This window comes from Methyloversatilis sp. S146-33, from assembly GCF_059552495.1.
Map to the genome: position 1 here is coordinate 82464 of NZ_JCANOT010000041.1, position 24086 is coordinate 106549.

The 24086-nt window shown below is 66.1% G+C and carries 21 protein-coding genes; 16 read left to right on the forward strand and 5 right to left on the reverse strand.

Features of this window, described 5'->3' with window-relative positions:
- Nucleotides 1–3 precede the first annotated feature (3 nt).
- From AC51BJ_RS17835 to AC51BJ_RS17845, 3 genes are all read left to right on the forward strand, one after another.
- Nucleotides 4–1776, forward strand: coding sequence for a PHA/PHB synthase family protein (locus tag AC51BJ_RS17835; RefSeq protein ID WP_496281122.1), 1773 nt, complete (start codon nucleotides 4–6; stop codon nucleotides 1774–1776).
- Nucleotides 1777–1920: 144 nt separating this feature from the next.
- Complete coding sequence (locus AC51BJ_RS17840; protein WP_304002237.1) at nucleotides 1921–2205, forward strand: hypothetical protein; 285 nt, start codon at nucleotides 1921–1923, stop codon at nucleotides 2203–2205.
- 46 nt (nucleotides 2206–2251) lie between these two features.
- Nucleotides 2252–2617: a bleomycin resistance protein gene (locus AC51BJ_RS17845; protein ID WP_430434684.1), complete on the forward strand. Its 366-nt coding sequence runs from the start codon at nucleotides 2252–2254 to the stop codon at nucleotides 2615–2617.
- Nucleotides 2618–2644: 27 nt separating this feature from the next.
- Here the strand turns inward: AC51BJ_RS17845 and AC51BJ_RS17850 are convergent, their stop codons facing one another.
- The 3 genes from AC51BJ_RS17850 to soxR all read right to left on the reverse strand — a co-directional run bounded on the left by AC51BJ_RS17850 (nucleotide 2645) and on the right by soxR (nucleotide 4547).
- Nucleotides 2645–3124 carry an LEA/WHy family protein gene (locus AC51BJ_RS17850; RefSeq protein WP_496281123.1) on the reverse strand — a complete coding sequence of 160 codons (480 nt, stop codon included), beginning with the start codon at nucleotides 3122–3124 and terminating at the stop codon, nucleotides 2645–2647.
- Nucleotides 3125–3189: 65 nt separating this feature from the next.
- Complete coding sequence (locus AC51BJ_RS17855; RefSeq protein WP_019917368.1) at nucleotides 3190–3840, reverse strand: YiaD family glycine zipper/OmpA-like lipoprotein; 651 nt, start codon at nucleotides 3838–3840, stop codon at nucleotides 3190–3192.
- Nucleotides 3841–4079: 239 nt separating this feature from the next.
- A complete protein-coding gene (gene soxR / locus AC51BJ_RS17860) occupies nucleotides 4080–4547 on the reverse strand; it encodes a redox-sensitive transcriptional activator SoxR (protein WP_496281124.1) in 468 nt (155 codons plus the stop codon).
- Nucleotides 4548–4621: 74 nt separating this feature from the next.
- Here soxR and AC51BJ_RS17865 point away from each other — a divergent pair, with 74 nt between their 5' ends.
- The 3 genes from AC51BJ_RS17865 (at nucleotide 4622) to AC51BJ_RS17875 (ending at nucleotide 8470) form a co-directional block, all read left to right on the forward strand.
- The gene (locus AC51BJ_RS17865) at nucleotides 4622–5059 is read left to right on the forward strand and encodes a RidA family protein (RefSeq protein WP_419544139.1); all 438 of its coding nucleotides are present in this window, start codon (nucleotides 4622–4624) and stop codon (nucleotides 5057–5059) included.
- A 61-nt stretch (nucleotides 5060–5120) separates the two neighbouring features.
- Nucleotides 5121–6326, forward strand: a complete 1206-nt coding sequence (locus tag AC51BJ_RS17870; protein ID WP_496281125.1) for an MFS transporter — start codon at nucleotides 5121–5123, stop codon at nucleotides 6324–6326.
- A 59-nt stretch (nucleotides 6327–6385) separates the two neighbouring features.
- A complete protein-coding gene (locus AC51BJ_RS17875; protein WP_496281126.1) occupies nucleotides 6386–8470 on the forward strand; it encodes an ATP-dependent helicase in 2085 nt (694 codons plus the stop codon).
- Nucleotides 8471–9123: 653 nt separating this feature from the next.
- Here AC51BJ_RS17875 and AC51BJ_RS17880 read toward each other — a convergent pair.
- Complete coding sequence (locus AC51BJ_RS17880) at nucleotides 9124–9894, reverse strand: hypothetical protein (RefSeq protein WP_496281127.1); 771 nt, start codon at nucleotides 9892–9894, stop codon at nucleotides 9124–9126.
- A 568-nt stretch (nucleotides 9895–10462) separates the two neighbouring features.
- Between AC51BJ_RS17880 and AC51BJ_RS17885 the strand changes: the two genes are divergently transcribed.
- The 9 genes from AC51BJ_RS17885 (at nucleotide 10463) to AC51BJ_RS17925 (ending at nucleotide 22910) form a co-directional block, all read left to right on the forward strand.
- Entirely contained in the window at nucleotides 10463–11179 is a 717-nt protein-coding gene (locus AC51BJ_RS17885) for a transglycosylase SLT domain-containing protein (RefSeq protein ID WP_496281128.1), read from the forward strand.
- Between the two features lie 174 nt (nucleotides 11180–11353).
- Complete coding sequence (locus tag AC51BJ_RS17890; protein ID WP_496281129.1) at nucleotides 11354–13627, forward strand: NADP-dependent malic enzyme; 2274 nt, start codon at nucleotides 11354–11356, stop codon at nucleotides 13625–13627.
- Nucleotides 13628–13687: 60 nt separating this feature from the next.
- Nucleotides 13688–14836: a patatin-like phospholipase family protein gene (locus tag AC51BJ_RS17895; RefSeq protein WP_496281152.1), complete on the forward strand. Its 1149-nt coding sequence runs from the start codon at nucleotides 13688–13690 to the stop codon at nucleotides 14834–14836.
- Between the two features lie 102 nt (nucleotides 14837–14938).
- Complete coding sequence (gene pbpG / locus AC51BJ_RS17900) at nucleotides 14939–15940, forward strand: D-alanyl-D-alanine endopeptidase (RefSeq protein ID WP_020165389.1); 1002 nt, start codon at nucleotides 14939–14941, stop codon at nucleotides 15938–15940.
- Between the two features lie 4 nt (nucleotides 15941–15944).
- Entirely contained in the window at nucleotides 15945–16703 is a 759-nt protein-coding gene (locus tag AC51BJ_RS17905; protein WP_496281130.1) for a (Fe-S)-binding protein, read from the forward strand.
- A 1-nt stretch (nucleotide 16704) separates the two neighbouring features.
- Nucleotides 16705–18123 carry a LutB/LldF family L-lactate oxidation iron-sulfur protein gene (locus tag AC51BJ_RS17910; protein ID WP_496281131.1) on the forward strand — a complete coding sequence of 473 codons (1419 nt, stop codon included), beginning with the start codon at nucleotides 16705–16707 and terminating at the stop codon, nucleotides 18121–18123.
- Nucleotides 18120–18764: a LutC/YkgG family protein gene (locus AC51BJ_RS17915; protein WP_496281132.1), complete on the forward strand. Its 645-nt coding sequence runs from the start codon at nucleotides 18120–18122 to the stop codon at nucleotides 18762–18764. Before AC51BJ_RS17910 ends, AC51BJ_RS17915 begins: the two co-directional genes overlap by 4 nt.
- 254 nt (nucleotides 18765–19018) lie before the next feature.
- The gene (locus AC51BJ_RS17920; protein WP_496281133.1) at nucleotides 19019–20905 is read left to right on the forward strand and encodes a TonB-dependent receptor plug domain-containing protein; all 1887 of its coding nucleotides are present in this window, start codon (nucleotides 19019–19021) and stop codon (nucleotides 20903–20905) included.
- A 64-nt stretch (nucleotides 20906–20969) separates the two neighbouring features.
- Nucleotides 20970–22910 (forward strand): hybrid sensor histidine kinase/response regulator, encoded by a 1941-nt coding sequence (locus AC51BJ_RS17925; RefSeq protein WP_496281134.1) that lies wholly within the window; start codon nucleotides 20970–20972, stop codon nucleotides 22908–22910.
- A gap of 5 nt (nucleotides 22911–22915) precedes the next feature.
- On the opposite strand, the gene AC51BJ_RS17930 is transcribed toward AC51BJ_RS17925, so the two are convergent.
- The gene (locus AC51BJ_RS17930; RefSeq protein ID WP_496281135.1) at nucleotides 22916–23581 is read right to left on the reverse strand and encodes a response regulator; all 666 of its coding nucleotides are present in this window, start codon (nucleotides 23579–23581) and stop codon (nucleotides 22916–22918) included.
- 84 nt (nucleotides 23582–23665) lie between these two features.
- Between AC51BJ_RS17930 and AC51BJ_RS17935 the strand changes: the two genes are divergently transcribed.
- Entirely contained in the window at nucleotides 23666–24037 is a 372-nt protein-coding gene (locus tag AC51BJ_RS17935; RefSeq protein ID WP_304002290.1) for a sirohydrochlorin chelatase, read from the forward strand.
- Nucleotides 24038–24086: the final 49 nt, after the last annotated feature.

Here is a 24086-nt window from a genome sequence, read left to right on the forward strand (position 1 = left end):
ATCATGAACCACACTTCCCGCAGCCCGTACGAGAACGACGCCGAGAACGGGGCCACCCCGGCCGGGCCGGTCGAACTGTGGCATCAGACCTTTCACGAACTGCTCGACGGCATTGCGCGCTCGACCGACCCCTTCGGCATGACCGCGCCCATCCTGCACGCGCAGCTGGCGTGGGTGGCGCACCCGAAGGAACTGAGTGACCGCCTGGTCAGCCTGTCGTCCGATCTGTGGCGGCTGCAGCAGCACACGCTGAACCGGCTGCTCGGCCTGCCCGACACCGATCCGATTCCGGTCACAGAGGGTGATGCGCGCTTCGCCGATCCGGCGTGGACCGACCTGCCCACCTTCGACCTGATGAAGGAGTGGTACCTCGCCTTCACCCGTCACACCCAGGACATGCTGTACGACACGCCGGGCATGTCGGAGAAGGACCGCGAACGCGCGGCGTTCTGGTGGCGCAACTGGCTCAACGCGGTGGCGCCGACCAACTACCTGTTCACCAATCCGGTGGCGCTGCGCAAGGCGATGGAAACGCACGGCGAGAGCCTGGTGCGCGGTTTCCGCAACTTCCTCGACGACCTGAAAGCCGGCGACGTGCGCATGACCGATCCGGACGACTTCAAGGTCGGCGAGAACCTGGCGACCACGCCGGGTGCGGTGGTGATGCGCAACCGCCTGCTGGAACTGATCCACTACACGCCGACACAGGCGAAGGTGCATACGCAACCGGTGGTGATCGTGACGCCGTGGATCAACAAGTTCTACGTACTCGATCTGGCGCCGAAGAAAAGCATGATCCGCTACCTGCTCGACCAGGGGCTGGACGTGTTCATCACCAGCTGGAAGAACCCCGATGCCTCGATGCGTGACGTCACCTTCGACGACTACCTGCTCGAAGGCGTACACGCCGCGGTCGAAACCGCGCGCGCGCTGACCGGCGCGCCGAAGGTGCACGCGGTCGGCTACTGCATCGGTGGCACCGCGCTGGCGATGTACATGGCGTGGGCCAATCGCCGCTTCGAGCCGGACGAGGTGCCGGTCGCCGACTGGACCTTGCTCACCACGCTGATCGACTTCCGCGCGCCGGGCGAGATCGAGGTGTTCATCGACGAATCCAGCGTGCGTTCGCTGTGCGACGCGATGGCACAGAAGGGCTATCTCGACGGCAAGGAAATGGCCGCCTCCTTCCGCCTGCTGCGGTCCAACAGCCTGATCTGGAACTACGTCGTCAATGGCTGGCTGTACGGCGAAACGCCGCCGCCCTTCGACGTGCTTTACTGGAACATGGACGCTACGCGCATGCCGCAAGCCATGCACGGCTGGTATCTGCGCGAGCTCTACCTGCACAACAAGCTGATCAAGCCGGACGCGCTGACCGTGGCTGGCGAGCCGCTCGACCTGCACCGCATCGCCCAGCCGCTGTATGCGGTGGCGGCCGAGGACGATCACATCGCGCCGTGGCAGCAGGCCTTCCGCATCCATCGACATCTGGCGGGCGACAAGCGCTTCGTGCTGTCCAGTTCGGGCCACATCCTGGGCATCGTCAACCCGGTCGTGACGCCGCCCAAGCGCAGCTACCGCGCGGCCGAGGTGCATCGCGCCGACCGCGCCGATGGCTGGCTGGTGCACAACGACGCGCAGCCCGGGAGCTGGTGGGAGGACTGGATGGCCTGGCTCAAGCCGCGTGCCGGCAAGCTGGTGAAGGCACGTCCGGCGGCCACCGCGGATTTCCCCGAACTGGCGCCGGCGCCGGGCGGCTATGTGATGGAGCGCTGAGCCGATCGCTGCCGCGCCGGCAGCACTTGTGCAGATGCAGATTGAAATCCATGTCGTCGCCGTGTGATGATGCCGGCCACCCGATCAACAACAATAGCGGACATGGTCATCTCGCCCAGCCTGGCCACGCTCAACGGAGGCTCCATGGATAACGTTCTGCTTTTTGCGGCAGGCGAATTGTTCATCGTGATCGTCATGATGGCGCTGATCGCGCGTCTCAACGGCAAGGATCAGGACAGCCGTCACCTCTACTTCGGTTCCGTCGTGCTGACCGCGCTGGCGCTGGTATTCATGCTCGCGATGGCGATGTACTACTGGGCCGATGCGGGCAGCGCCGACCGTGCGCAGAAGCTGTTCGAAGCCTGCCAGCAGATCGTTCCTCCGTTGCTCACGCTGGTGATCGGCTTCTACTTCGGACAGAAGCGCTGAGCGTGCAGTGCCTGCTCCATCGGGCGCTGCTGCATCGGACCCGCCGATGAGCGATATCCGCTTCGTTGCGGCGACGCCGGTGCTGGCGTCGCTCGACATCCTGCAGACCGTCGATTTCTACGTGAAGCGTCTGGGCGCAACGGCGGTGCATGCAGACCAGGGCGTCTACGGCATCGTGGCGCTGGGCGGTATTCATATCCATTTCTGGGCCTGCAGCGACCGGCGCATCGCCGAAGCGACCGGCTGCCGCATCGCCGTCGAGGGCGTGGATGCACTGTTCGCCCACTGTACGCAGCAGGGCATCGTCCATCCCAATGCACCGCTGCATGACACGCCCTGGGGCACGCGGGAGTTCGCCGTGCTCGACGGCGACGGCAACCTGATCACGTTTCACGAGCGCCTGCCGATCTGACGCGAATACCTCGCTGCGCGCTCGGCGTTACGGATTTCCGCCAGCTGCCGCCGGAAGGCTGAGCGTGCCTCTTTCGCTGAAGCGCTGCACGCCGAAAGGACCACCGCCGAGCTTGCCGCTCAGCGTGTAGGGCAGGCGGTCGAGGTCGGCGCCGCTGCCCAGCTCCAGCGCCTGACGGAAGGCCGACAGAGCCGACACGGTGACCGGCACGCTCACCACCGCCTCGCCAAAACGCGGCACGCTGCCGCGCGCGTCGCTGACACCGGTGGCGAAGGTCCGGTCGTTCACATCGAGCTGCAGTGCCAGGCCGTCGTAGTCGATCGGATGGTCGTTCGGGTTCTGCACCCGCAGCTTCAGTGCGAAGCGCAATTCGAATCCTTCACCCTGCAGCGGTTCCAGCCCGACCAGATTGACCCGCACCGGGTCGCGCGTGGTCAGGCCGGCACAGCCTGACAGCGCGAGCAGGGCACACAGGACGAGGAGCAGGCGTGCGGCATTCGGGTACATGATCACCTCTGTGGTCGTCGGGCCGGGCAACGCGTGGTGCCCGGCCTTCCTTCATCGGTCGGGACTTACTTGCCCGGTTCGCCAACGAAGATTTCGACACGCCGGTTCTTGGCACGGCCGGCTTCGCTGCCGTTGTCAGCCAGCGGTTCGTGCGAGCCGCGGCCGTCGATCACGATACGCGACGACGCGACGCCGCGGTCGGCCAGATAGTTGCGTGCGCTGGCGGCGCGATTGACCGACAGCGGATCGTTCACGGCGTCGCTGCCGGTGCTGTCGGTGTGACCGATGATGCGCACCGAGGTGGTCGGATTGGCGTTCAGCGTCTGCGCGAAGCGGTCGAGCACGGGGCGGAAGTTCGGCTTGATGTCGGCGCGGCCGACGTCGAATGAAATGTCGCTCGGGATTTCGAGCTTCAGCTGGTTGTCGGCGGTCTGCACCACATCGACGCCGGTGCCGGCCGTCGCCTGTTCCATCGCCCGCTTCTGCTCTTCCATCTTCTGCGACCAGATATAGGTGCCGATGCCGCCGACCGCGGCACCGATCAGTGCACCGCTGCGCGTGGCGCCGCCGCTGCCGCCGACCGCGCTGCCCAGCGCCGCGCCGGCGGCCGCACCGACGCCGGTGCCTATCGTGGTCCGCTTCTGCGTCTCGGTCATGTTGGCGCAGCCGGTGGCGACGAGGGCGCCGGCAGTCAGCAGGATGAGTGTCTTTTTCATGATGTGTGCTCTCCGGTGTGCGGGCCGCGTCCTGCGCGGCACCGAGTTGTTCGTGCGCGCGGCGTGGCGCATCGCTGCTGCCGGACGTCGCAAGTGCACTGCATCAGTCTCGGTGATTCGGATGCGTGCCCGTGTAAGACAACGCGCATGCCCGATGTACTCCCGCACCGACGCGAAAAGGTGCGACCGGTTACATAGCGCGCGAATCGAGGGTCCGGAGGGAATCGGGCACTTCGCCTTCAGCGTCCTTCGTCGAAGTGCGGTCCGGCGCCTTCACCGGCCAGCGCGTCGTGCGCGTTACGCAGCGGGCAGGCCTTGAGCGACAGGCAGCCGCAGCCGATGCAGCCGTCGAGCTGGTCGCGCAACTGCGTGAGCGTGTGGATGCGTGCGTCCAGATCCTGCTGCCAGCGGGCCGACAGGCGGCGCCAGTCGGCAACCGTGGGCGTGCGCCGGTTGGGCAATGCCTGTAGCGCTTCCGCAATCACGGCCAGCGGAATGCCCATGCGCTGCGCGACCTTGATTACCGCGACGCGGCGCAGCACCGAACGCGGATAGCGCCGCTGGTTGCCGGCGTTGCGCGTGCTCTGTATGAGGCCGCGGCTTTCATAGAAGTGCAGTGTCGACACGGCGACGCCGCTGCGTGCGGCGACTTCACCGACCGACAGGCTGACCGTGGCGGACTTGTTGCCTTTGCCGAGTTCGGACATTCGATCTCCGGGTGTTGACCTCAACCATGCTTGAGGTCGGATGCTACGCGTCCCTTCATCGAACGGAGTACACGATGTCTTCATCCTCCATCGCCAAGCCGACCGGCGGACGCATCCGCTTCATCCAGCCGCAGGGCCTGTACGACGCGACTGCCAATGGCTACTCGCACGTGGTGATCGCAGAAGCGCCCGCACGTCACATATATATAGCGGGGCAGGGCGGCGAGAATGCGCGCGGTGAACTGTCGCCCGACTTCGCGCAGCAGGTTGAGCAGGCTCTGCGCAACCTCGCTGCGGCCCTGGATGCGGCGCAGGCGGCGCCGTCCGACGTGGTCAAGCTCACGGTGCTGGTGGTCGATCACACGCAGGACCGGCTGGGCGTGTTCGTGCAGGCCCTGCGGGCGATGTGGGACGCGGCGTCGCCGCCGGCATGCACGCTGATACCGGTGCCGCGGCTGGCGCTCGACGGCATGCTGTTCGAGATCGAAGCGACGGCCGTCATCTACGATTGAGTTGCCCATCGATCTGCACCGCCGCGCGGCCGACGACTTCACCATCCGGATCCACGATTCCATGCATCGATCGAACGCTTCCTCGCAGCCCGCAACTCGCGACACCTTGTCGACGCCGGTGCTGCTGCTGATGGCCGTTGCTGCCGGCCTGTGTGCTGGCGGCAACTACTTCAACCAGCCGCTGCTGCCGGCCATCGCGCGCGACCTGCAGGCGGACGATGCATCGGTGGCATTTACCGTGACCATCGCACAGGTCGCCTACGCCTGCGGATTGTTGCTGCTCGTGCCGCTGGGCGACATGCTGGAGCGGCGCGCTCTGGCGGTGGGGCTGATGCTGCTTGCCGCGCTTGGTCAGTTCATCAGCGGTTTCGCCGATTCTCTTTCGATGCTGTCGACGGGCATCGCGGTGGCCGGTCTTTTCTCGGTGGCGGCACAGATACTGGTGCCGATGGCGGCGACGCTGGCCGAACCGCAGCGAAGGGGGCAGGCGGTCGGTGTCGTCATGAGCGGCCTGCTGACCGGCATCCTCGCGGCGCGCAGCGTGGCCGGATTGCTCGCGCCGCTCGGTGGCTGGTCGACGGTGTACCGGGTCGCGGGTTTCGCCATGCTCGTCGTTGCTCTGTTGCTGTGGCGCGTGCTGCCGCAGTCGCGCAATCCGTCGCCGCGACCCTACCTGCAGACGCTGGTATCGCTCGGCACGCTGTTCCGCAGCCTGCCGCGTCTGCGCAGTCGCGCGCTGCTCGGGGCGCTGTCCTTCGCCTCGGTCAGCGTGCTGTTCTCGACGATGGCGCTGTTGCTGGCCGGGCCGGGCCACGGCATGGACGAGGTGTCCATCGGCCTGGTCGGACTGGCCGGCGCGGCCGGCGCGCTGATGGCCAATGTCGTCGGCCGCGTCGCGGACCGTGGGGGCGCGATGCGTGCAAGCGCGATCGCGGTGCTGCTGCTGATCGCGAGCTGGGCGGCGCTGCTGTGGGGCGCGGACAGCCTGCTCTGGTTCCTCGGCGGTTTCGTCGTGATCGACATGGCACTGCAGGGCGTGCACATCAGCAACCAGCACATCGTGTTCCGGCTCGCACCGGAGGCACGGGCGCGACTCAACGCCGTGTACATGACCTGCTATTTCGCCGGCGCCGCAAGCGGCTCGGCGCTCGGCTCGTTCGCCTGGCAACACGGCGGCTGGCCGGCCACCTGCGCGGTCGGCGGCGTGCTCGGCCTGCTCACCGCCGTCGCGCTCGCGCACGACAGGCGTCTTGCGCGGAGAGGCTGACCGGCCGCCGCTTTGTTTGATGTACTGTATATGGATACAGCTCTCGAAAGTGTTCCGCCGTGTCCGAATCCAGCGCCGTCAATCGCATCGATTACCTCTCCACTCTGAACGATGCGCAACGCGAAGCCGCCACCTTCGGCGTTGCGCCCGACGCCCTTGCCGGGCCGCTGCTGGTGATCGCCGGCGCCGGCACCGGCAAGACGAATACGCTGGCGCATCGCGTTGCCCACCTGCTGGTCAATGGCGCGCAGTCGGAGTCCATCATGCTGCTCACCTTCTCGCGGCGCGCGGCCGACGAAATGACGCGCCGCGTGCAGCGCATCGTCGCTCAGGTGTCGCCGCGTTTTGCCACGCTGGCCAGTGCCGGCTTTCCGTGGTCGGGCACCTTCCACGGTGTCGGCGCGCGACTGCTGCGCGAGTACGCCGGACGCATCGGGCTCGATCCCGCCTTCACCATCCACGATCGCGAAGACTCTGCCGACCTGATGAATCTGGTGCGGCACGATATCGGCCTGTCCAGCAAGGCGAAGCGTTTTCCGCTGAAGGGCACCTGCCTGGCGATCTATTCGGCGGCGGTGAACACGCAGTCGCCGCTGGCCGATGTGCTGCAATCGTCCTTCCCGTGGTGCGCCGAGTGGGAGGCCGATCTGAAAATGCTCTTCCGCGCGTATGTCGAGGCCAAGCAGGCGCAGCAGGTGCTCGACTACGACGATCTGCTGCTGTACTGGGCGCAGATGGCGGCCGAGCCGGCGATCGCGCGCGAGCTCGGCGCGCGCTTCGCGCATGTGCTGGTTGACGAGTACCAGGACACCAACCGCCTGCAGTCGAGCATCCTGCTGTCGATCAAACCCGACGGTCGGGGCCTCACCGTGGTCGGTGACGACGCGCAGTCCATCTACAGCTTCCGCGGCGCGACGGTGCGCAACATCCTCGACTTCCCGCAGCAGTTCGACCCGCCGGCTCGGCGCATCACGCTGGAGCAGAACTACCGCTCGACACCGCCGCTGCTCGACGCGGCGAATGCGGTGATCGGTGAAGCCGACGAGCGTTTCGCCAAGCAGCTGTGGAGCGCACGCACTGGCACGCAGAAGCCCCTGCTGGTATCGGTGCGCGACGACGCCGGACAGGCGGACTTTGTCGTCGCGCAGATACTCGCGCGGCGCGAGGGCGGCATGAAGCTGAAGTCGCAGGCGGTGCTGTTCCGCACCTCCAGTCACAGCATGCGGCTGGAGATCGAACTGACGCGACGGAACATTCCCTTCGTGAAGTTCGGCGGCCTGAAGTTTCTTGAAGCGGCACACGTGAAGGACCTGCTGGCGGTGCTGCGCTGGGCACAGAACCTGCGCGACCGCGTCGCCGGATTCCGCGCAATCCAGTTGCTGGCCGGCATCGGTCCGAAGACGGCCGCACGCATCCTCGACAACATCCAGGCTGCGCCGCCGGGTGCTGCGCTGCTGGCCGAGCAGCCGGTACCCGAGGGCGTGCGTGCCGACTGGTCCGAGTTCTCGAAGCTGGTCGAAGCGGCCGGGGCCGAACGCGCCGAATGGCCGGCCAGTGCCGAACACGTGGCGCGCTGGTACGAAGCGCAGATGGATCGTCTTTACGAGGATGCCGTCGTGCGCGCGGCCGACATCCGGCAACTCGCACGGCTGGCGTCGACCTACCCGAGTCGCGAGCGCTTCCTGACCGAGCTCACGCTGGACCCTCCCGAAGTGACCAGCGACGAGCCGGGGGCGCCGCTGCTCGACGAGGACTACCTCATCCTGTCGACCATCCACTCGGCCAAGGGGCGCGAGTGGAACGCGGTGTCGGTGCTCAACGCAGTCGACGGCGGCATTCCGTCGGAGATGTCGACCGGCAGCCAGGCCGAGATCGAGGAGGAAAGACGCCTGCTCTACGTCGCGATGACGCGCGCGAAGGAACAGCTCGAACTGGTGGTGCCGCAGCGCTTCTACATCACCGGTCAGGCGTCGACCGGTGATCGTCACGTCTACGCCGGGCGCACCCGCTTCGTTCCGAATCGACTGCTCTCGCTGTTCGAACAGACGAGCTGGCCACGCGTCGACATGGACGGCGTGCCGACGATGACGGTGGCGGAAGCGCGGGTAGATATCGCCGCGAAGATGCGTGCGATGTGGCAGTGACCGATCGAGGTTTTTCGGAAGTTCGCAATGTCGCGGACGGCACACTGCATCTAGTAGCCGACCCGGGATCGGACACTACGGGTGCCGTTCACGCGTAACCTGGTGTTTGCGCAGCGCAACACTCCGACGTCCTGCCTGCCGACGATGAGGACGTCTTTTCGTGCAGGTGTCATTGTTAAGAAATCGGCGTCGTGCAACGGTTTCAGCGCGTCTGTCGTTGTTTAAAGCTCGAATAAAATATTCCAAAACAATAAGTTGCAAGCTGCCGCGGCTGAAAATATTTCTGGACTTTTGTGCTGTTTGTTGCTTTAACGGCTCATGGTTGTGCAATACTTTCGGCCCATGAATCAGTCCGTTGCGACGTCATCTTCAAGCCTCACCTCTGCTGCCGATTCCGTCGGCGCGTCGGAAGTCCTTTCCCCCGAAAAATCGTCTTCGTTTCTCATGCGTCGCGATGTCATGCGCGCATGGAATTCACTCGACCTCACGACGCGCAGTCAGCGCAGTCCAGGTCGGCACATCCATCATTCCGGAGTGGTCTGCACATCGATGGCCGGCTCGACCGCTCCCAGTTTCGAATGCTCGCGTGCGCTGCCATTGCGCAAGCTGCGCGGCAGCGACGGATGTCACGGTATGGGGCGAGCGAGCCTTCATTAGTTCTGCTGAATGTCGTAAGCGTCCATCGATGGCTTGCGAGTGTGAATCCGGCATCCGGGCGGCATGCGTCGCCCGTGTGTCGTTCGGGTCGTTGACCCGGAGGTGTGCGCGGGAGCAGGTCGCCCGCGCATGTCGTGCGGTGTTCCTGACCGGGCGCACATCGGTGCGTCGTCTCGAACAGACCTTCCGCCACCGGAGGGGCTGAGGTGCTGTCCAATCCTGTTATCCGAGAGGAGAGAAGTCATGGCTGAAGCTGAAGCTAAGAAGGGGGCGAAGAAGGCGAGTGCCCCGGCGAAACCTGCTGCGAAAAAAGCCGCACCGGCCAAGGCCGCTGCCAAGCCCGTAGCGAAGAAGGCTGCACCGGCGAAGGCCGCTGCAAAGCCGGCGGCGAAGAAGGCTGCACCGGCGAAGGCCGCTGCAAAGCCGGCGGCAAAGAAGGCTGCACCGGCGAAGGCCGCTGCGAAGCCGGCCGCGAAGAAGGCTGCACCGGCGAAGGCCGCTGCGAAGCCGGCCGCGAAGAAGGCTGCTCCGGCGAAGGCTGCTGCAAAGCCGGCCGCGAAGAAGGCTGCTCCGGCGAAGGCTGCTGCAAAGCCGGCGGCGAAGAAGGCTGCTCCGGCGAAGGCTGCTGCAAAGCCGGCAGCGAAGAAGGCTGCACCGGCGAAGGCCGATGCGAAGCCGGCTGCGAAGAAGGCCGCTCCGGCCAAGCCTGCCGCAAAGCCGGCCGCCAAGCCTGCTGCGAAGAAGGTGGCGGCGCCTGCAGTGACCAAGGCTGTTGCGAAGGCACCGGAGGCCGCTCCGGCCGCTGCCGCAAAGTCGGAAGCGCCCGCTGCGCCCGCGCCGGCAACGCCGTCGACCGCTGCTACGCCGGGTATCAAGTCGTCGCTGAATCCGGCCGCTGCATGGCCCTTCCCGACGGGTTCGCGTCCGTCCTGATCGCGCGTCCTGCGTCATCGAAAGCGGCATGGAGATCGTTGTCTCCATGCCGCTTTTTTCTTTGACGAGGAGCCCGTCTTGATCCCGTGTTACGAAGCTTCACTTGACCTGTCCCTTGTAAATCAGGAAGATGCGCGCGTCGTTGCTTGATCGCTCCCTCCGGCACACGTAACAGATACGTCGCCACCAGCTGTTCCAGTTTGACCCGGGCTCCAGCCCTGTCCGTCCGGGTTTCCAGAATGTTCCGACCGCCACTGCGGTCCGCGAACGCCGCGATTCAAGCTTTTCCGTACGCTTCGCCATGCTGCGAGGCACGGCAACAGCCCGTTAGCACGGGCTCCTCAGGCGTGCTGCGTCCATCGCTTCGGCGATGTCCGTCAGAACGCGCGAAAGGAGTGCTGCATGAATAAGGTTTTCTCCGTCCTCAAGGGCACCGCAGCCATCGTGCTGCACTTTGCGCACGGTGGTCTGCTCGCCGTCGGTCTCATGGTCAGTGTGTTCGTCGTACTGCGTGTGGCCGAAGCGGGTCTGACGCCGCGCATGCTGCCGTCGCTGCCCGAGTTCTCGCTGCTGGGCGGCACGCAGCACGTTTCTGCAGACGCCGATCTGCAGATGCCCGATCTGCCTGCCACCGGCTCGGGTGTCGAACTGACCGCGCAGCAGAAGACGGTCGCCGACCATGTCTCGCGTCGTCACCGGGTGGCGCGTGCGGCGGTCGAACAGTACGTGACCGACGTCTATGCCGCGGCATCCCGCTACAAGCTCGATCCGCTGTTGCTGATCGCGCTGATTTCGGTCGAGTCCGCCTTCAACCCGACGGCGGAGAGCGCCTGGGGTGCGCAGGGGCTGACCCAGGTCATTCCGAAATATCATCCGGAAAAGCTGGCGCTGTTCGGCCCCGATGCGTCGCTGCTCGACCCGACCACCAGCATCTTCGTCGGTGCGCAGGTGCTGCGTGAATACATCCGCCTGTCCGGCTCGGTCGAGGGCGGTCTGCAGCGCTATGTCGGATCGATCGAGGATCCCGACCAGGTGTATTCGAACAAGGTGCTGGCCGAATACCGCCGTCTTTCCGCGACTTTCGGTCCGCGTCTGCAGACGGCGGAAGTGGCGCTCTGACGCCTCTCCTGGCCGGCCGCACGGCCGGCCGGTGCGATACAACGGTTATCCACAGCCCGCTGGGCGCGCCGAACGGCTAAAATCTCCGGTTTTCGCACTGCACCATGTTTCGCCCATCAGGCGCGGCATCGGGTGCAGGGCGATGCAACTCGACCGGAGGAGTCGCCGTTCACCATGGATGAGCACTTTCGCAACGCTGCACTCGAATACCACCGCAAGCCCACCCCGGGCAAGATTTCCGTCGTTCCCACCAAGGCGCTGACCAACCAGCAGGATCTGTCGCTGGCCTACTCGCCCGGCGTCGCCGCCGCCTGCGAGGAGATCGTCGCCGACCCGCTGCAGGTCAGCCAGATGACCGCCCGCGGCAACCTGATCGGTGTCGTCACCAACGGCACCGCGGTGCTCGGCCTGGGCCCGATCGGCCCGCTGGCCGCCAAACCGGTGATGGAAGGCAAGGGTGTGCTGTTCAAGAAGTTCGCCAACATCGACGTGTTCGACATCGAGCTGGACGAGCGCGACCCGGACAAGCTGGTCGACATCATCGCCGCGATGGAACCGACTTTCGGTGGCATCAACCTCGAGGACATCAAGGCGCCCGAGTGCTTCTACATCGAGCGCAAGCTGCGCGAGCGGATGAAGATCCCGGTCTTCCACGACGATCAGCACGGCACCGCGATCGTCGTCGGTGCCGCCGTGCTCAATGGTCTGAAGGCCGTCGGCAAGGACATCAAGGAGGTCAAGCTGGTCACTTCGGGCGCCGGTGCGGCCGCGCTGGCCTGCCTCGATCTGCTGGTGCTGCTTGGCATGCCGATCGAGAACATCTGGGTGACCGACATCAAGGGCGTGGTGTACGAAGGTCGCATCGAGGACATGGAGCCGCTGAAGGCGCGCTACGCGAAGGTGACGGACGCGCGCACGCTGGGCGAAGTGATCCACGACGCCGACGTGTTCCTCGGTCTGTCGGCGGGCGGCGTGCTGAAGGCCGACATGGTCAAGCGCATGGCGCCCAAGCCGCTCATCCTGGCGCTGGCAAACCCGAACCCGGAAATCATGCCGGACGAGGTGAAGGCGGTGCGCGACGACGCCGTGATCGCGACCGGCCGTTCGGACTATCCGAACCAGGTCAACAACGTGCTGTGCTTTCCCTTCATCTTCCGTGGTGCGCTCGATGTCGGCGCCACCACGATCACCGAAGAGATGAAGCTGGCCGCGGTGCGCGCCATCGCCGATCTGGCCCAGGTCGAGCAGAGCGAAATCGTGCGCGCCGCCTACGGCGAGCAGCCGATGTCCTTCGGTCCGGAATACCTGATTCCGAAGCCCTTCGATCCGCGCCTCATCGTCAAGATCGCACCGGCGGTGGCGCAAGCGGCGATGGATTCGGGCGTGGCGACGCGTCCGATCGAGGATTTCGAGGCTTACCGCCAGCAGCTGAACAACCTGGTGTGGATTTCCGGCCTCGTGATGAAGCCGGTGTTCGCCGAAGCGAAGCGCAATCCGAAGCGCATCATCTACGCCGAGGGCGAGGACGAACGCGTGCTCAGCGCGGTGCGCAACGTGGTCGACGAGGGCATGGCGCGCCCCATCCTGATCGGTCGGCGCGACGTGGTGCTGGGCCGCATCCAGAAGCTGGGCCTGCGCCTGCGTCCGGAGATCGACTTCGAACTGGTGACGCCGGAGAACGACCCGCGCTACAAGGAGCTGTGGACCACCTACCATGCTCTGACCGAGCGCAAGGGCATTTCGGTCGATTACGCGAAGATGGAAGCGCGTCGTCGCACCACGCTGATCGGCGCGCTGATGGTGCGCCTCGGTTACGCCGATGGCCTGATCTGCGGCACCTTCGGCAACTTCGCGCGCCACCTGCATTTCGTGCGCAACGTGCTCGGCCTGAAGGAAGGGCTGCGCAACTTCTACGCGATGAATCTGCTGAACCTGCCGGGCCGCACGCTGATGCTGTGCGATACCTATGTGAACTACGATCCGACGGCGGAGCAGGTGGTCGAGATGACCGTGCTGGCGGCGGAAGAGGCGCGCCGTTTCGGCATCGAGCCGAAGATCGCGCTGCTGTCGCACTCGAATTTCGGTTCGGACAACACGACGACTTCCGACAAGATGCGCCGCGCGCTGGAGATCCTGCACGCCGATCACCCCGAACTCGAGGTGGAAGGCGAAATGCACGGTGATGCGGCACTGGACATCGACATCCGCACGCGCATCTTCCCCAATTCCAGATTGCGGGACGAGGCGAATCTGCTTATCTTCCCGACGCTGGATGCAGCCAACATTTCCTACAATCTGCTGAAGACCGCCGCAGGCGAGGGCATGACCATCGGCCCCATCCTGCTTGGCGCGAAGCAGCCGGTGCACATCCTGACGCCGACGGCGACGGTGAGGCGCATCGTGAACATGACTGCACTGACCGTGGTGGAGGCAAGTCACATCCGCTGACCCACGGCCCGTGCCCGAAAGGGGGAGGGCGTGGAGCAGCACGGGAGGACGGCGCTGGTGTTGTCCGGAGGCGGCGCTCGCGCCGCCTACCAGGTCGGCGTGCTGTCGGCGGTGCGCGATTTGCTGCCAGACAAGCGCATCAATCCTTTCCCCATCCTGTGCGGCACTTCGGCTGGCGCGATCAACGCCGCCGCGCTGGGTGTCTTCAGCGAGGACTTCGGCGACGCCGTCGACAACCTGCTGTACATCTGGCGCAATTTCGAAGCCGGTCAGGTCTATCGCGCCGATCCCTGGGGCATAGGCAAGACCGGTGCGCGCTGGCTGATGGCGCTGATGTTCGGCTGGGCGGTGGACCGCTACCCGAAGTCGCTGCTCGACAACACGCCGCTGCGCGAACTGCTGGCTGCCCGGCTCGACTTCTCGCGCATCGACCGGGCCATCCAGCGCGGTGCGCTGTACGCGCTGTCGATCACTGCCTCCGGCTATACCTCGGGCGACAGCGTCGCCTTCTTCGAGGGCGGCGACGGCATCGAGCCGTGGAAGCGCATGCAGCGCGCCGCCTCGCGCACGCCGCTCAAGGTCGAGCATCTGCTGGCCAGCAGCGCGCTGCCCTTCATCTTTCCGGCCGTACACATCAACCGCGAGTATTTCGGCGACGGCTCGATGCGCCAGCTGGCGCCGGTCAGCCCGGCGGTGCATCTGGGCGCCGAACGCATCTTCATCGTCGGCGTAGGGCGCATGAGCGAGAAGGATCCGCGACGTCGCGGGCACGGCTACCCGTCGCTGGCCCAGGTCGCGGGCCACGCGCTGGCCAGCATCTTTCTCGACCAGCTGATGATAGACATCGAGCAGTTGCAGCGCGTCAACGACATCCTCGGGCGCATTCCGCCACACGTGATGGCGCAGATGGGCGTGCCCTTGCGACCGATCGAAACGCTGGTGATCGCGCCCTCGGAGCGGCTGGACGACATCGCCGCCCGCCACGTCGATGCGCTGCCGATCGGTGTGCGTACGCTGCTCGGCGGTATCGGCGGCACCCGGCGCGCCGGCGGCGGTCTGGCGAGCTATCTGCTGTTCGAAAAGCCCTTCACCCGGGCGCTGATAGACCTCGGTTACCGTGACACGATGGCGCGCGCGGACGACGTGGTGAGCTTTCTTGGCCTGAAGTTTGCGGCGGAAATGCCGTCAAGTTCTACTTCACGATCGTGAATTCGCCCTAAGAATACTTTCCAGGCTCTTATTTTCGTTTGAGAATTTGACATCGGGGGGTAAACTTCGGCCTCAATCGAACCGCCAGCAGGGGTCACACGCATGTTTCTGAAGTACCTGATGGTCAGCTGCACCGCGATGGCGCTGAGTTTCGTCGTCGCACCCACCGTCGAAGCCGCTTCCGGCAAGACGACCACCCAGGCCAAGGCCGGCAAGAAATCGGTCAAGGTCGCCAAATCCTCCAAGTCTGCGCGCATCAAGCAGGCGAGCATCAAGAAGACCTCCCGCAAGTCCGTCGCTGCAGTGCCGCGCGAGGCCGCCATGCCCGACATGGACGCACTCGGTCTGCCGAATGTGAAGTCGACCGCGGTGCTGGTGCAGGACCAGTACACCGGCGAAGTGCTGTTCGAGCGCAATTCGTCGGCCATCGTGCCGATCGCCTCGATCACCAAGCTGATGACCGCGATGGTGGCGCTGGACGCCAAGCCGGCGCTGGACGAGGTGCTTGAGGTGAGCGAGGAGGATATCGACCAGCTCAAGGGCACCCGTTCGCGTCTGGCGATCGGTACCCGGCTGACGCGCGAGGAAATGCTGCATCTGGCGCTGATGTCGTCGGAAAACCGCGCGTCGTCGGCGCTGTCGCGCTACTACCCGGGCGGCCACGCGGCCTTCATCGCAGCGATGAACCGCAAGGCGCACGACCTCGGTCTGGCCGATACGCAGTTCTTCGACAGCACCGGTCTGAATCCGCGCAATGTGTCGTCGGCGCGCGATCTGGCGAAGATGGTGGCGGCGTCGGCCAGCTATCCGTTGATCCGCGAGTTCTCAACCACGCGCGACGGCTATTTCGCCGTCAATGGCCGCATGGTGCATTTCAACAACACCAACGCGCTGGTGTCGAACCCCGAGTGGGAAATCGGTCTGCAGAAGACCGGCTTCACCAACGAGGCGGGCAAGTGCCTGGTGATGCAGGCCTGGATGAACCAGAAGCCGGTGGTGATCGTGCTGCTTGATTCCTGGGGCCGCCTGACCCGCATCGGCGACGCCAACCGCATCCGCCGCTGGGTCGAGCAGGTGGCCCAGCAGGGCGCCCGTCAGGGCTGAGCTCATGGTCGTTCCGGGCAGTCGCGGCGAGGTTGCTCTCTTCGTCACCTGCCTGGTCGACCTGATGCGGCCGTCCATCGCCTTCTCGGCGCTGAAGCTGATCGAGGCGGCCGGTTACGTCGCCGTCGTGCCGGAGGCGCAGACCTGTTGCGGCCAGCCCGGCTACAACTCGGGCGATACCGCGGCGGCGCGCGCGCTGGCGCGCAAGTTCATCGCCGAATTCGAGCGCTTCCCGTATGTCGTCGCGCCGTCCGGCTCCTGCGCTGGTACGGTGCGCACGCACTATCCCGATATGTTCGCCGATGAGCCCGCGTGGCGGGCGCGCGCCGAGGCGCTGGCGGCGAAAACCTTCGAGTTGACGCAATTCCTGGTCGATGTAGCCGGCGTGGCCGAGGTGCCCGGCGATTTCAACGGTTCGGTCACCTACCACGACAGCTGTTCCGGCCTGCGCGAACTGGGTGTGAAGCAGCAGCCGCGCGCGCTGCTCGACCGCATGCCGGGCGTCAAGCGGATCGAAATGCGCGAATGCGAGGAGTGCTGCGGCTTCGGCGGCCTGTTCGCGGTCAAGTATCCGGACATTTCCGGCGCCATCGTGCAGCGCAAGTGCGAAGCGATACGTGGCACCGGCGCTTACGCGGTGGCGCTCGGCGACCTCGGCTGCATGATGAATATCGAAGGCCGGCTACGGCGCAATGGCGACGAACTGACGCAGGTGATCCACATCGCCGAACTGCTCGCTGGCGACGTCGGGGGCCGGCGCTGACATGGAAGTCCGCTCGATGCACTTCGTGTCGCGGGTGCGCCAGCGGCTCGACGACCCGGAACTGCAGCGCAACCTGAAGCGCACGCGCGGCCGCAATGCGGCGTCGCGCGCCGCGGCTGTGGCCGCCTTTCCCGATTTCGACGCGGTGCGCGCCCGTGCCACCGAGATTCGCGCCTCGGTACTGCGCGATCTCGACGTCTGGCTGGAGCGTTTCGAGCAGAAGGCGATCGAGCGCGGCGCCACCGTGCTGTGGGCGCGTGACGGCGACCATGCCTGCGAACTGATCATCGACATCGCGCGCCGTCTCGGCGCGCGCACGGTGGTGAAGTCGAAATCCATGGTGTCGGAAGAAGCCGGACTGAATGCCGCGCTGGAGGCCGCCGGCATCCGCCCGGTCGAGACCGACCTCGGCGAGTACATCCTGCAGATCAACGACAACGAGCCACCGTCGCACATCATCATGCCGGTGATCCACAAGTCGAAGGAGCAGGTGTCCGAACTGTTCGCGCGCGTCCATGGCACCACGCCCAAGACCGATATCGAGGCGCTGACGCACGAGGCGCGGGCGGTGCTGCGGCCGGAATTCCTTGGCGCCGACATGGGGCTGTCCGGCGGCAACTTTCTGGTGGCCGAAACCGGCTCGGTCGCCATCGTCACCAACGAGGGCAACGGCCGGCTGTGCACCACGCTGCCGCGCGTGCATGTCGCGCTGACCGGCATCGAGAAGGTGATTCCGACGCTGGAGGATCTGGCCACGCTGCTGCGCATCCTGCCGCGTTCGGCCACCGGCCAGGCCATCACCAACTACGTGTCGATGCTGACCGGCCCGAAGCAGGCCGGCGATGCAGACGGTCCGGAGCACATGTATTTCGTGCTGGTCGATGGTGGTCGCGCCGATCTGCTGGGCAGCGAATTCGAGGCCATGCTGCGCTGCATACGCTGCGGCGCCTGCATGAACCATTGCCCGGTGTACCAGACGATAGGCGGTCATTCCTATGGCTGGGTCTATCCCGGGCCCATGGGTTCGGTACTGACGCCGCTCTACCAGGGGCTGGACAAGGCGATGGACCTGCCGCACGCGGCGACGCTGTGCAACCAGTGCGGCGTCGTCTGCCCGGTGTCGATTCCGCTGCCCGAGCTGATGCGCACGCTGCGCGAGAAGCAGGTCGAGCGCGGCCTGAGGCCCTGGTCGGAGCGCATCGCTACCAAACTGTGGGCCTGGGTCGTGGCACGCCCGAAGCTGTATGCGCTGGGCACCCGCGTCGCCGTTCGCTATCTGCGCTGGCTGGCCGATGGCCGCGACCGCATACAGGTGATGGGTGTCGCGCCGGGCTGGACTGCGCAGCGCGACTTTCCGGCGCCAGCGGCGAAGACCTTCCGTGAGCTCTACGCCGAGCGCCGGCGCGGAGGCAGGCAATGAGCGTGCGCGACGACATCCTCGGCCGCCTGCGCCGTCAATTGGGCCGCACGGACAGCACGACCTTGGCGGCACGCGAGCGCGTCGAGGCAACGCTGGCGCTCCGGCAGACCGGGCCGCGCGCAGCTGCGGATGCCTTGCTCGATCGTTTCATCGAGCGCGCACGGGCGATGATCTCCAGCGTGGACCGCTGCGCCACTGAAGCCGAAGTGCCTGCGCACTGCGCCGAATGGCTGCGCGGGCAAGGGCTGCCGACGACGGTGGTCGTCGCCCCGGCGCTGGCCGCGCTGGACTGGGCCGGCGCTGGTCTGGAGGCGCGCGTCGGGGCGGCGACCGGCGACGATCTGGTCGGCGTCACCAGCTGCTTTCGCGCCATCGCCGAAACCGGCACGCTGATGCTCTGTTCCGGGCCGCAGTCGCCGGCCGTCAACAGCCTGCTGCCGGAAACGCATATCGCGGTGGTTCCGCGCCAGCACATCGTCGCCGACATGGAAGCCGCCTGGGCCGAGGCACGGCGCGAACTGTCAGCTTGGCCGCGGGCGGTCAATTTCGTTTCAGGACCGTCGCGCACGGCCGATATCGAACAAACCATCGTGCTTGGCGCCCATGGCCCCTACCGGGTGCATCTGCTGATCGTCGGCTGAGCACGACAGTCCCGTAGGCTGTCGGTCGAAGCGGTTTGCACGGATAATCCGCGCCAAGCGAGGCTCGGCCCGCCGAGAAATCACCGAACAAGAATCGCCTGTCCAGCCGCATATGTCCGCACAGCCAAAAGGTCGTTACGCCCGCCGCCATCTCGCCCTCTGCCTGTTTCCGCTCGCGTTGGCGATGCCCGACGCGCGCGCAGGACGAGCCGGAATCGCCCTTCCTCGACGACGACCTGCCGGTCGTGCTGTCGATGACCCGCATGCCGCAGCGCATCGACGACGCGCCGGGTGCGGTTACGCTGTTCACCCGCGAGGACATCGAGCGCCTCGGCTACCGCCGCCTGCCGCAACTGCTGCGCCTGGTGCCGGGCATGAACGTGATGAGCGACACCGGGCATTCGCCGGCGCTGTTCTATCACGGCCTCGGCACACTGAATCCGAACCGGATGCAGGTACTGATCGACGGCCGTTCCGTCTATTCGCCCTATCTTTACGGCTATGTGGACTGGGATGCGCTGCCGCTGACGATGGACGAGATCGAGCGCATCGAGGTCGTGCGTGGTTCGAATGCGGCCACCTATGGATCGAACGCGGTGGCGGGCGTGGTCAATATCGTCACCCGTTCCAGCATCGACGGCCCGGCGGCCAGCGTGGCCCTGACCGGCGGCAGCCGCAATGTGTCCGATCTGTCGGCGCGTATGCGCCGCAGTTTCGGCCCGCTCAGCGTCGCCATCAATGCGCGCACCATGGGCGACGAAGGTTTCGAACACCGCAACGACGATGCGCGGCTGAACGCGTCGACGCTGCGCGCCGACCTGGCGCTGAACGGCTCCGACGAGATCAGCCTGATGGCCGGACAGAGCAGCGGCTATCGCGGCGTCGGCTATCCGTTCGGTGCGACCGGAAATACCGACAACGCCAACGGGTTCCGCGATGTGCGCACCGACAACTGGTTTGCACATCTGCGCTTCCGCCGCATCGTGGCGACCGATCACGAGTGGTCGGTCGGCTACTACCACAATGAGGACAGGGGGCGCGAAGAGTGGTTCGGCGTACTTGGCCCGCTGCGTCTACCGATCGATTACAACCGTACCGCGACCCGCCAGAACCTCGATTTGCAATACCAGTTCGTGCCGGTCAGCGACTGGCGGCTGGCGCTGAGTGCCGAATTCCGTCGCGACGAACTGCGCTCGGATCGCATGTTCTTCGTCACCGGCCGCGAGTCTCAAGGTCTGTTCCGCGTGTCCGCCAATGCCGAATGGCGGCCGAACGAATACTGGACCTTCAACTTCGGCAACATGATCGAGCGTTTCCAGAACCAGAGCCTGCAGGCGTCGCCGCGCGTGTTCGCCACGCTGCACGTGACGCCGCAGCATGCGATCAAGGCCGGTGTGAGCCGCGCCTTCCGCCAGCCGGCGCTGATCGAGGCACGCGGTGATTCGCGCTTCATCTATCCGCAACTCATTCCCTTCCTGCCGCCGCAGTTTGCCGGCCGTGTCATTCGCACCTATGTCGGCACCCCGGGGCTGCAGCCCGAACGGCTCGATTCGGCGGAACTGGGCTACGTCGGGCAGTTCGGATCGTCCACGCTGGACGTGCGCGTGTTCCACGAGCGCTTCAATCACCTGATCACTGAAACGCGCTACGAGGATCCGGACTACCTCGAACGCGGGCGGACCTACATCGAAGGCCCAGGCGCGCAGATCACCGGTATCGAGTACCAGTACCGCTATCGTGGCGACGGTCGCGAGATCTGGTGGTCGCACGCGATCCCGCGCATCAGTTCCGAGCCGGTGTGCGACCCGGGGCAGACCTGCTATTCGGACACGATTCCGACGTCGTCCTGGTCGCTGACCTGGATGGAACAGTTCAGCCACGACTGGTCGATCGCGGCAACGCTGTTCGGCGTCAATTCGGCGCACTACCTGAACGGCAGCAAGCGCGTGCGTGCCTATCAGACGATGGATGCGCGGGTAGCGAAGAAATTCCGTAGCGGCAACATGACGTGGGAGGCTGCACTGGCGGTGACCGACATCGGTCCGGGCTACGAAACCTTTAATGACGATCAGGGCGCGCGCGTGCCGTTCAACCGCGTCGCCCGGCAGACCATGCTGACGCTGCGCTCCAGCTGGTTCTGAAGCGACCGCCGCGATCCCGTATCATGATCGCCGGATAAACAGGCGGTCTACGCAAGGAGGCGGGGTGCGGAGTCGGTTCGGACTCAATCGACTCGGATTCCGTGCCCGTGTGCTGGTGGCGGCGCTGCTGCCGTCGGTGGCGATCGCGCTGGCGCTGGCCGTTCACTTCACGTCCACCCGCATCGCCGACATCGAGCGCGCGCTGATCGACCGCGCCATGCTGCTGACCGCCAGCCTGGCGCCGGCCTCCGAATACGGCCTGTTTGCCGGCAACATCGACATCCTGCAGTCGATCGCCGACGCCTCGCTGCGCGAGCGCGATGTCGACGGGCTGGTCGTGTTCGACCGCGACCACGTCGTGCTGGCCCGGGCAGGGCGTACGCGCATGCCGGAACGCAGCGTGACCGATGGCCTCGGCGCGCCGGCACTGCTCGAAAGCACCGACGATTACCATCTGTTCGCCGCGCCCGTGTTCAGCGTGCAGGCGCGACCCGACCCGCTGTTCGACGACGGCGTTGATGCGCCCGCGGTCAGCCGGCTTGGCGTGGTCGTGGTGCAGGTGTCGCGGCTGGGCAGTGCGCAGGCACGACGCGAACTGATCGTCAGTGCGGCGCTGATCACTGCTGGTGGTCTGCTGCTGGCGGGCCTGTTCGCGCGCATCCTGTCCGACGGCGCCACCGCGCCGGTGCGCGCGCTGGCCGACACCGTGCGCCGCATCGAACAGGGCGACTTCTCGGCGCGGGCGCGCACCGGTGCGCGCGGCATCATGCAGGTGCTGGAGGACGGCATCAACCGGATGGCCGTCACGCTCAGCGGGGCACGGGCCGACCTCGAACAGCGGGTGCTCGATGCGACCGCTCAGTTGCAGCAGCAGAAGGAGAGGGCCGAGCAGGCGAGCCGGGCCAAGACCCAGTTCGTCGATGCGCTGCTGCACGACCTGAGCCAGCCGCTGATGGCGATGGGCCTGGACATCCGTACGCTGAAGCTGCGCCTGCGAGACGACGAAAGCAGCGGTCTGCTGACCCGGCTCGAGCGTTCGTCGATGAAGCTGGAGAACATGCGCGACGTGCTGCTCGACGTCGCCCGGCTGGAATCCGGCGCCACCCAGCCGCGCATCACCGATTTTCCGCTCGGGCGCGTGTTCGAAAGCCTGCGCCTCACCTTCGAGGCACAGGCGGCGGAGAAGGGCCTGCGCTTCGAACTGTATCCGACGCGCGCCTGGTGCCGTTCCGACCCGCTGCTGCTCGAACGCGTGCTCGCCAATCTGGTGTCGAATGCGCTGCGCTATACCGCACAGGGCGCCGTGTTCGTCGGCGTGCGCTGGCTCGGCAACGAGGTGCTGCGTATCGAGGTACGCGACAGCGGCCAGGGGATTCCGCCGGAGCGCATCGACGACGTGTTCGACGAGTTCGTGCGCCTGCCCGGCACCGACCCCGGGAGCGGTGGCCGCGGCATGGGACTGGGGCTCGCTATCGTGCGCCGGTTGTGTACGCTGCTTGGCCATGCGCTGGCGGTGCGTTCGCGCCCCGGGCGCGGTTCGAACTTCAGCGTGACCGTGCCGCGCGTGCATGCCTTCGTGCCGGCGCAGGTCGAGGACGAGCTGCAGGGCCTGCGGCGGCTGGCCAACCGTCGCGTCGCACTGATCGACGACGATCCGGCCATCCTGCAGTCGCTGCAGTCGCTGCTGGCGTCGGTCGGCATCGACGTGGTGTCGGGCACCTCGCCCGACTTCGTGCTGCGCCAGTTGCGCCAGGCAGGCGCGCCCGACTTCATCATCAGCGATTACCAGCTCGGCGACGGTCTGGATGGCCTGTCGGCGGTGCGTTCGCTGCGACGTGAGCTGGGCGAGCACATTCCGGCGCTGATCATGACCGGACTGGCGGCCACGCGCGAGCTGGAGATCGAACTGGAGACGCACGGCATTCCGCTGGTCGCCAAACCGGTGCGACCGGTGGTGCTCGACGCGGTGATCGGCGGTCTGCTCGACGCGGCCGAGGAGGGCTGACCCGCCTAAGCGCCGCCCTTCGGTGGGCGCCGCGGCAGGCGTATGCCCATCTGCGACAGCGCGAACACCGCCTGCGTGCGGTTCTTGACCCCGAGCAGACGCAGGATGGTCGAAATGTGGGTCTTGGCCGTGCCATCCGAAATACCCAGTTCGCGGCAGATCAGCTTGTTCGGCATGCCTTCGATCATCAGACCGAGCACCTGTATCTGGCGCGGTGTAAGGCCGATGTCCGCGAGGTCCTGTATCGTCGGCCGCGGCGGCTGCGGGTGGATGGCGTCGTCGAGCACCTGCTGCGGCACGTAGATGCCGCCCTTCAGTACCAGCTGCAGCGCGCTCACCAGCACCGAGGTGGTCGAACTTTTGGAGATGAAACCCATCGCACCCTGGTCGATGGCGTCAGTGATGGTGTGCCGGTCGTCCTGCGCCGAAATGACCACCACCGGCACGTCCGGGAATTCGCTGCGCAGTTGCGTCAGCAAGGTCGTGCCTTCGGCGTCCGGCAGGTTGAGGTCGAGCATGACCAGATCGGGGCGCAGGCCGCCGCGCAGCATGGTCAGCGCGCGCGAGGCCAGCAGGGCGCAGCGGATGTCCGGCTCGCTGTCGATTTCGGTCAGCACGCTGCGCAGGCCTTCCACGACGAGCGGCTGGTCTTCGACGATCATTACCTGCATGGACGTTTCTCGCAATCGGGCGACGGACGGATTTTATATGCTGCAGTGTTTGCAGTTCTGCTGCGATGCAATGGAGAACATGTCTTGAATCACGGCCTCATCCTGTTTGGACACGGATCGCGCGATCCGGAATGGGCGCGCCCGCTGCGCGAAGTGGCGGCGCAGGTGGCAGCGGGCGACGGTGCACCGCAGGTCGAGCTGGCCTTTCTCGAATTCCTCGAACCGACGCTGGAGCAGGCGTGCGACCGGCTCGCCGCGGTCGGCGTCACGCGCATTGCCGTGCTACCGATGTTCATCGCGCAGAGCGGGCATGTGCGGCGCGACCTGCCGGCGCAGCTCGACGCGGCGCGCGCCCGTCATCCGTCGCTGCGCATCGACCTCGCCACCGCGGTCGGCGAGGACCCGCGCGTGCAGGCGGTGATGGCCGAGGTGGCGCGCTCTGCGCTGGCCAGTTGAGCGCGCTCAAGCCGTCGGTTACGTTGCCGTTACAGCTTGCGATGAGCGG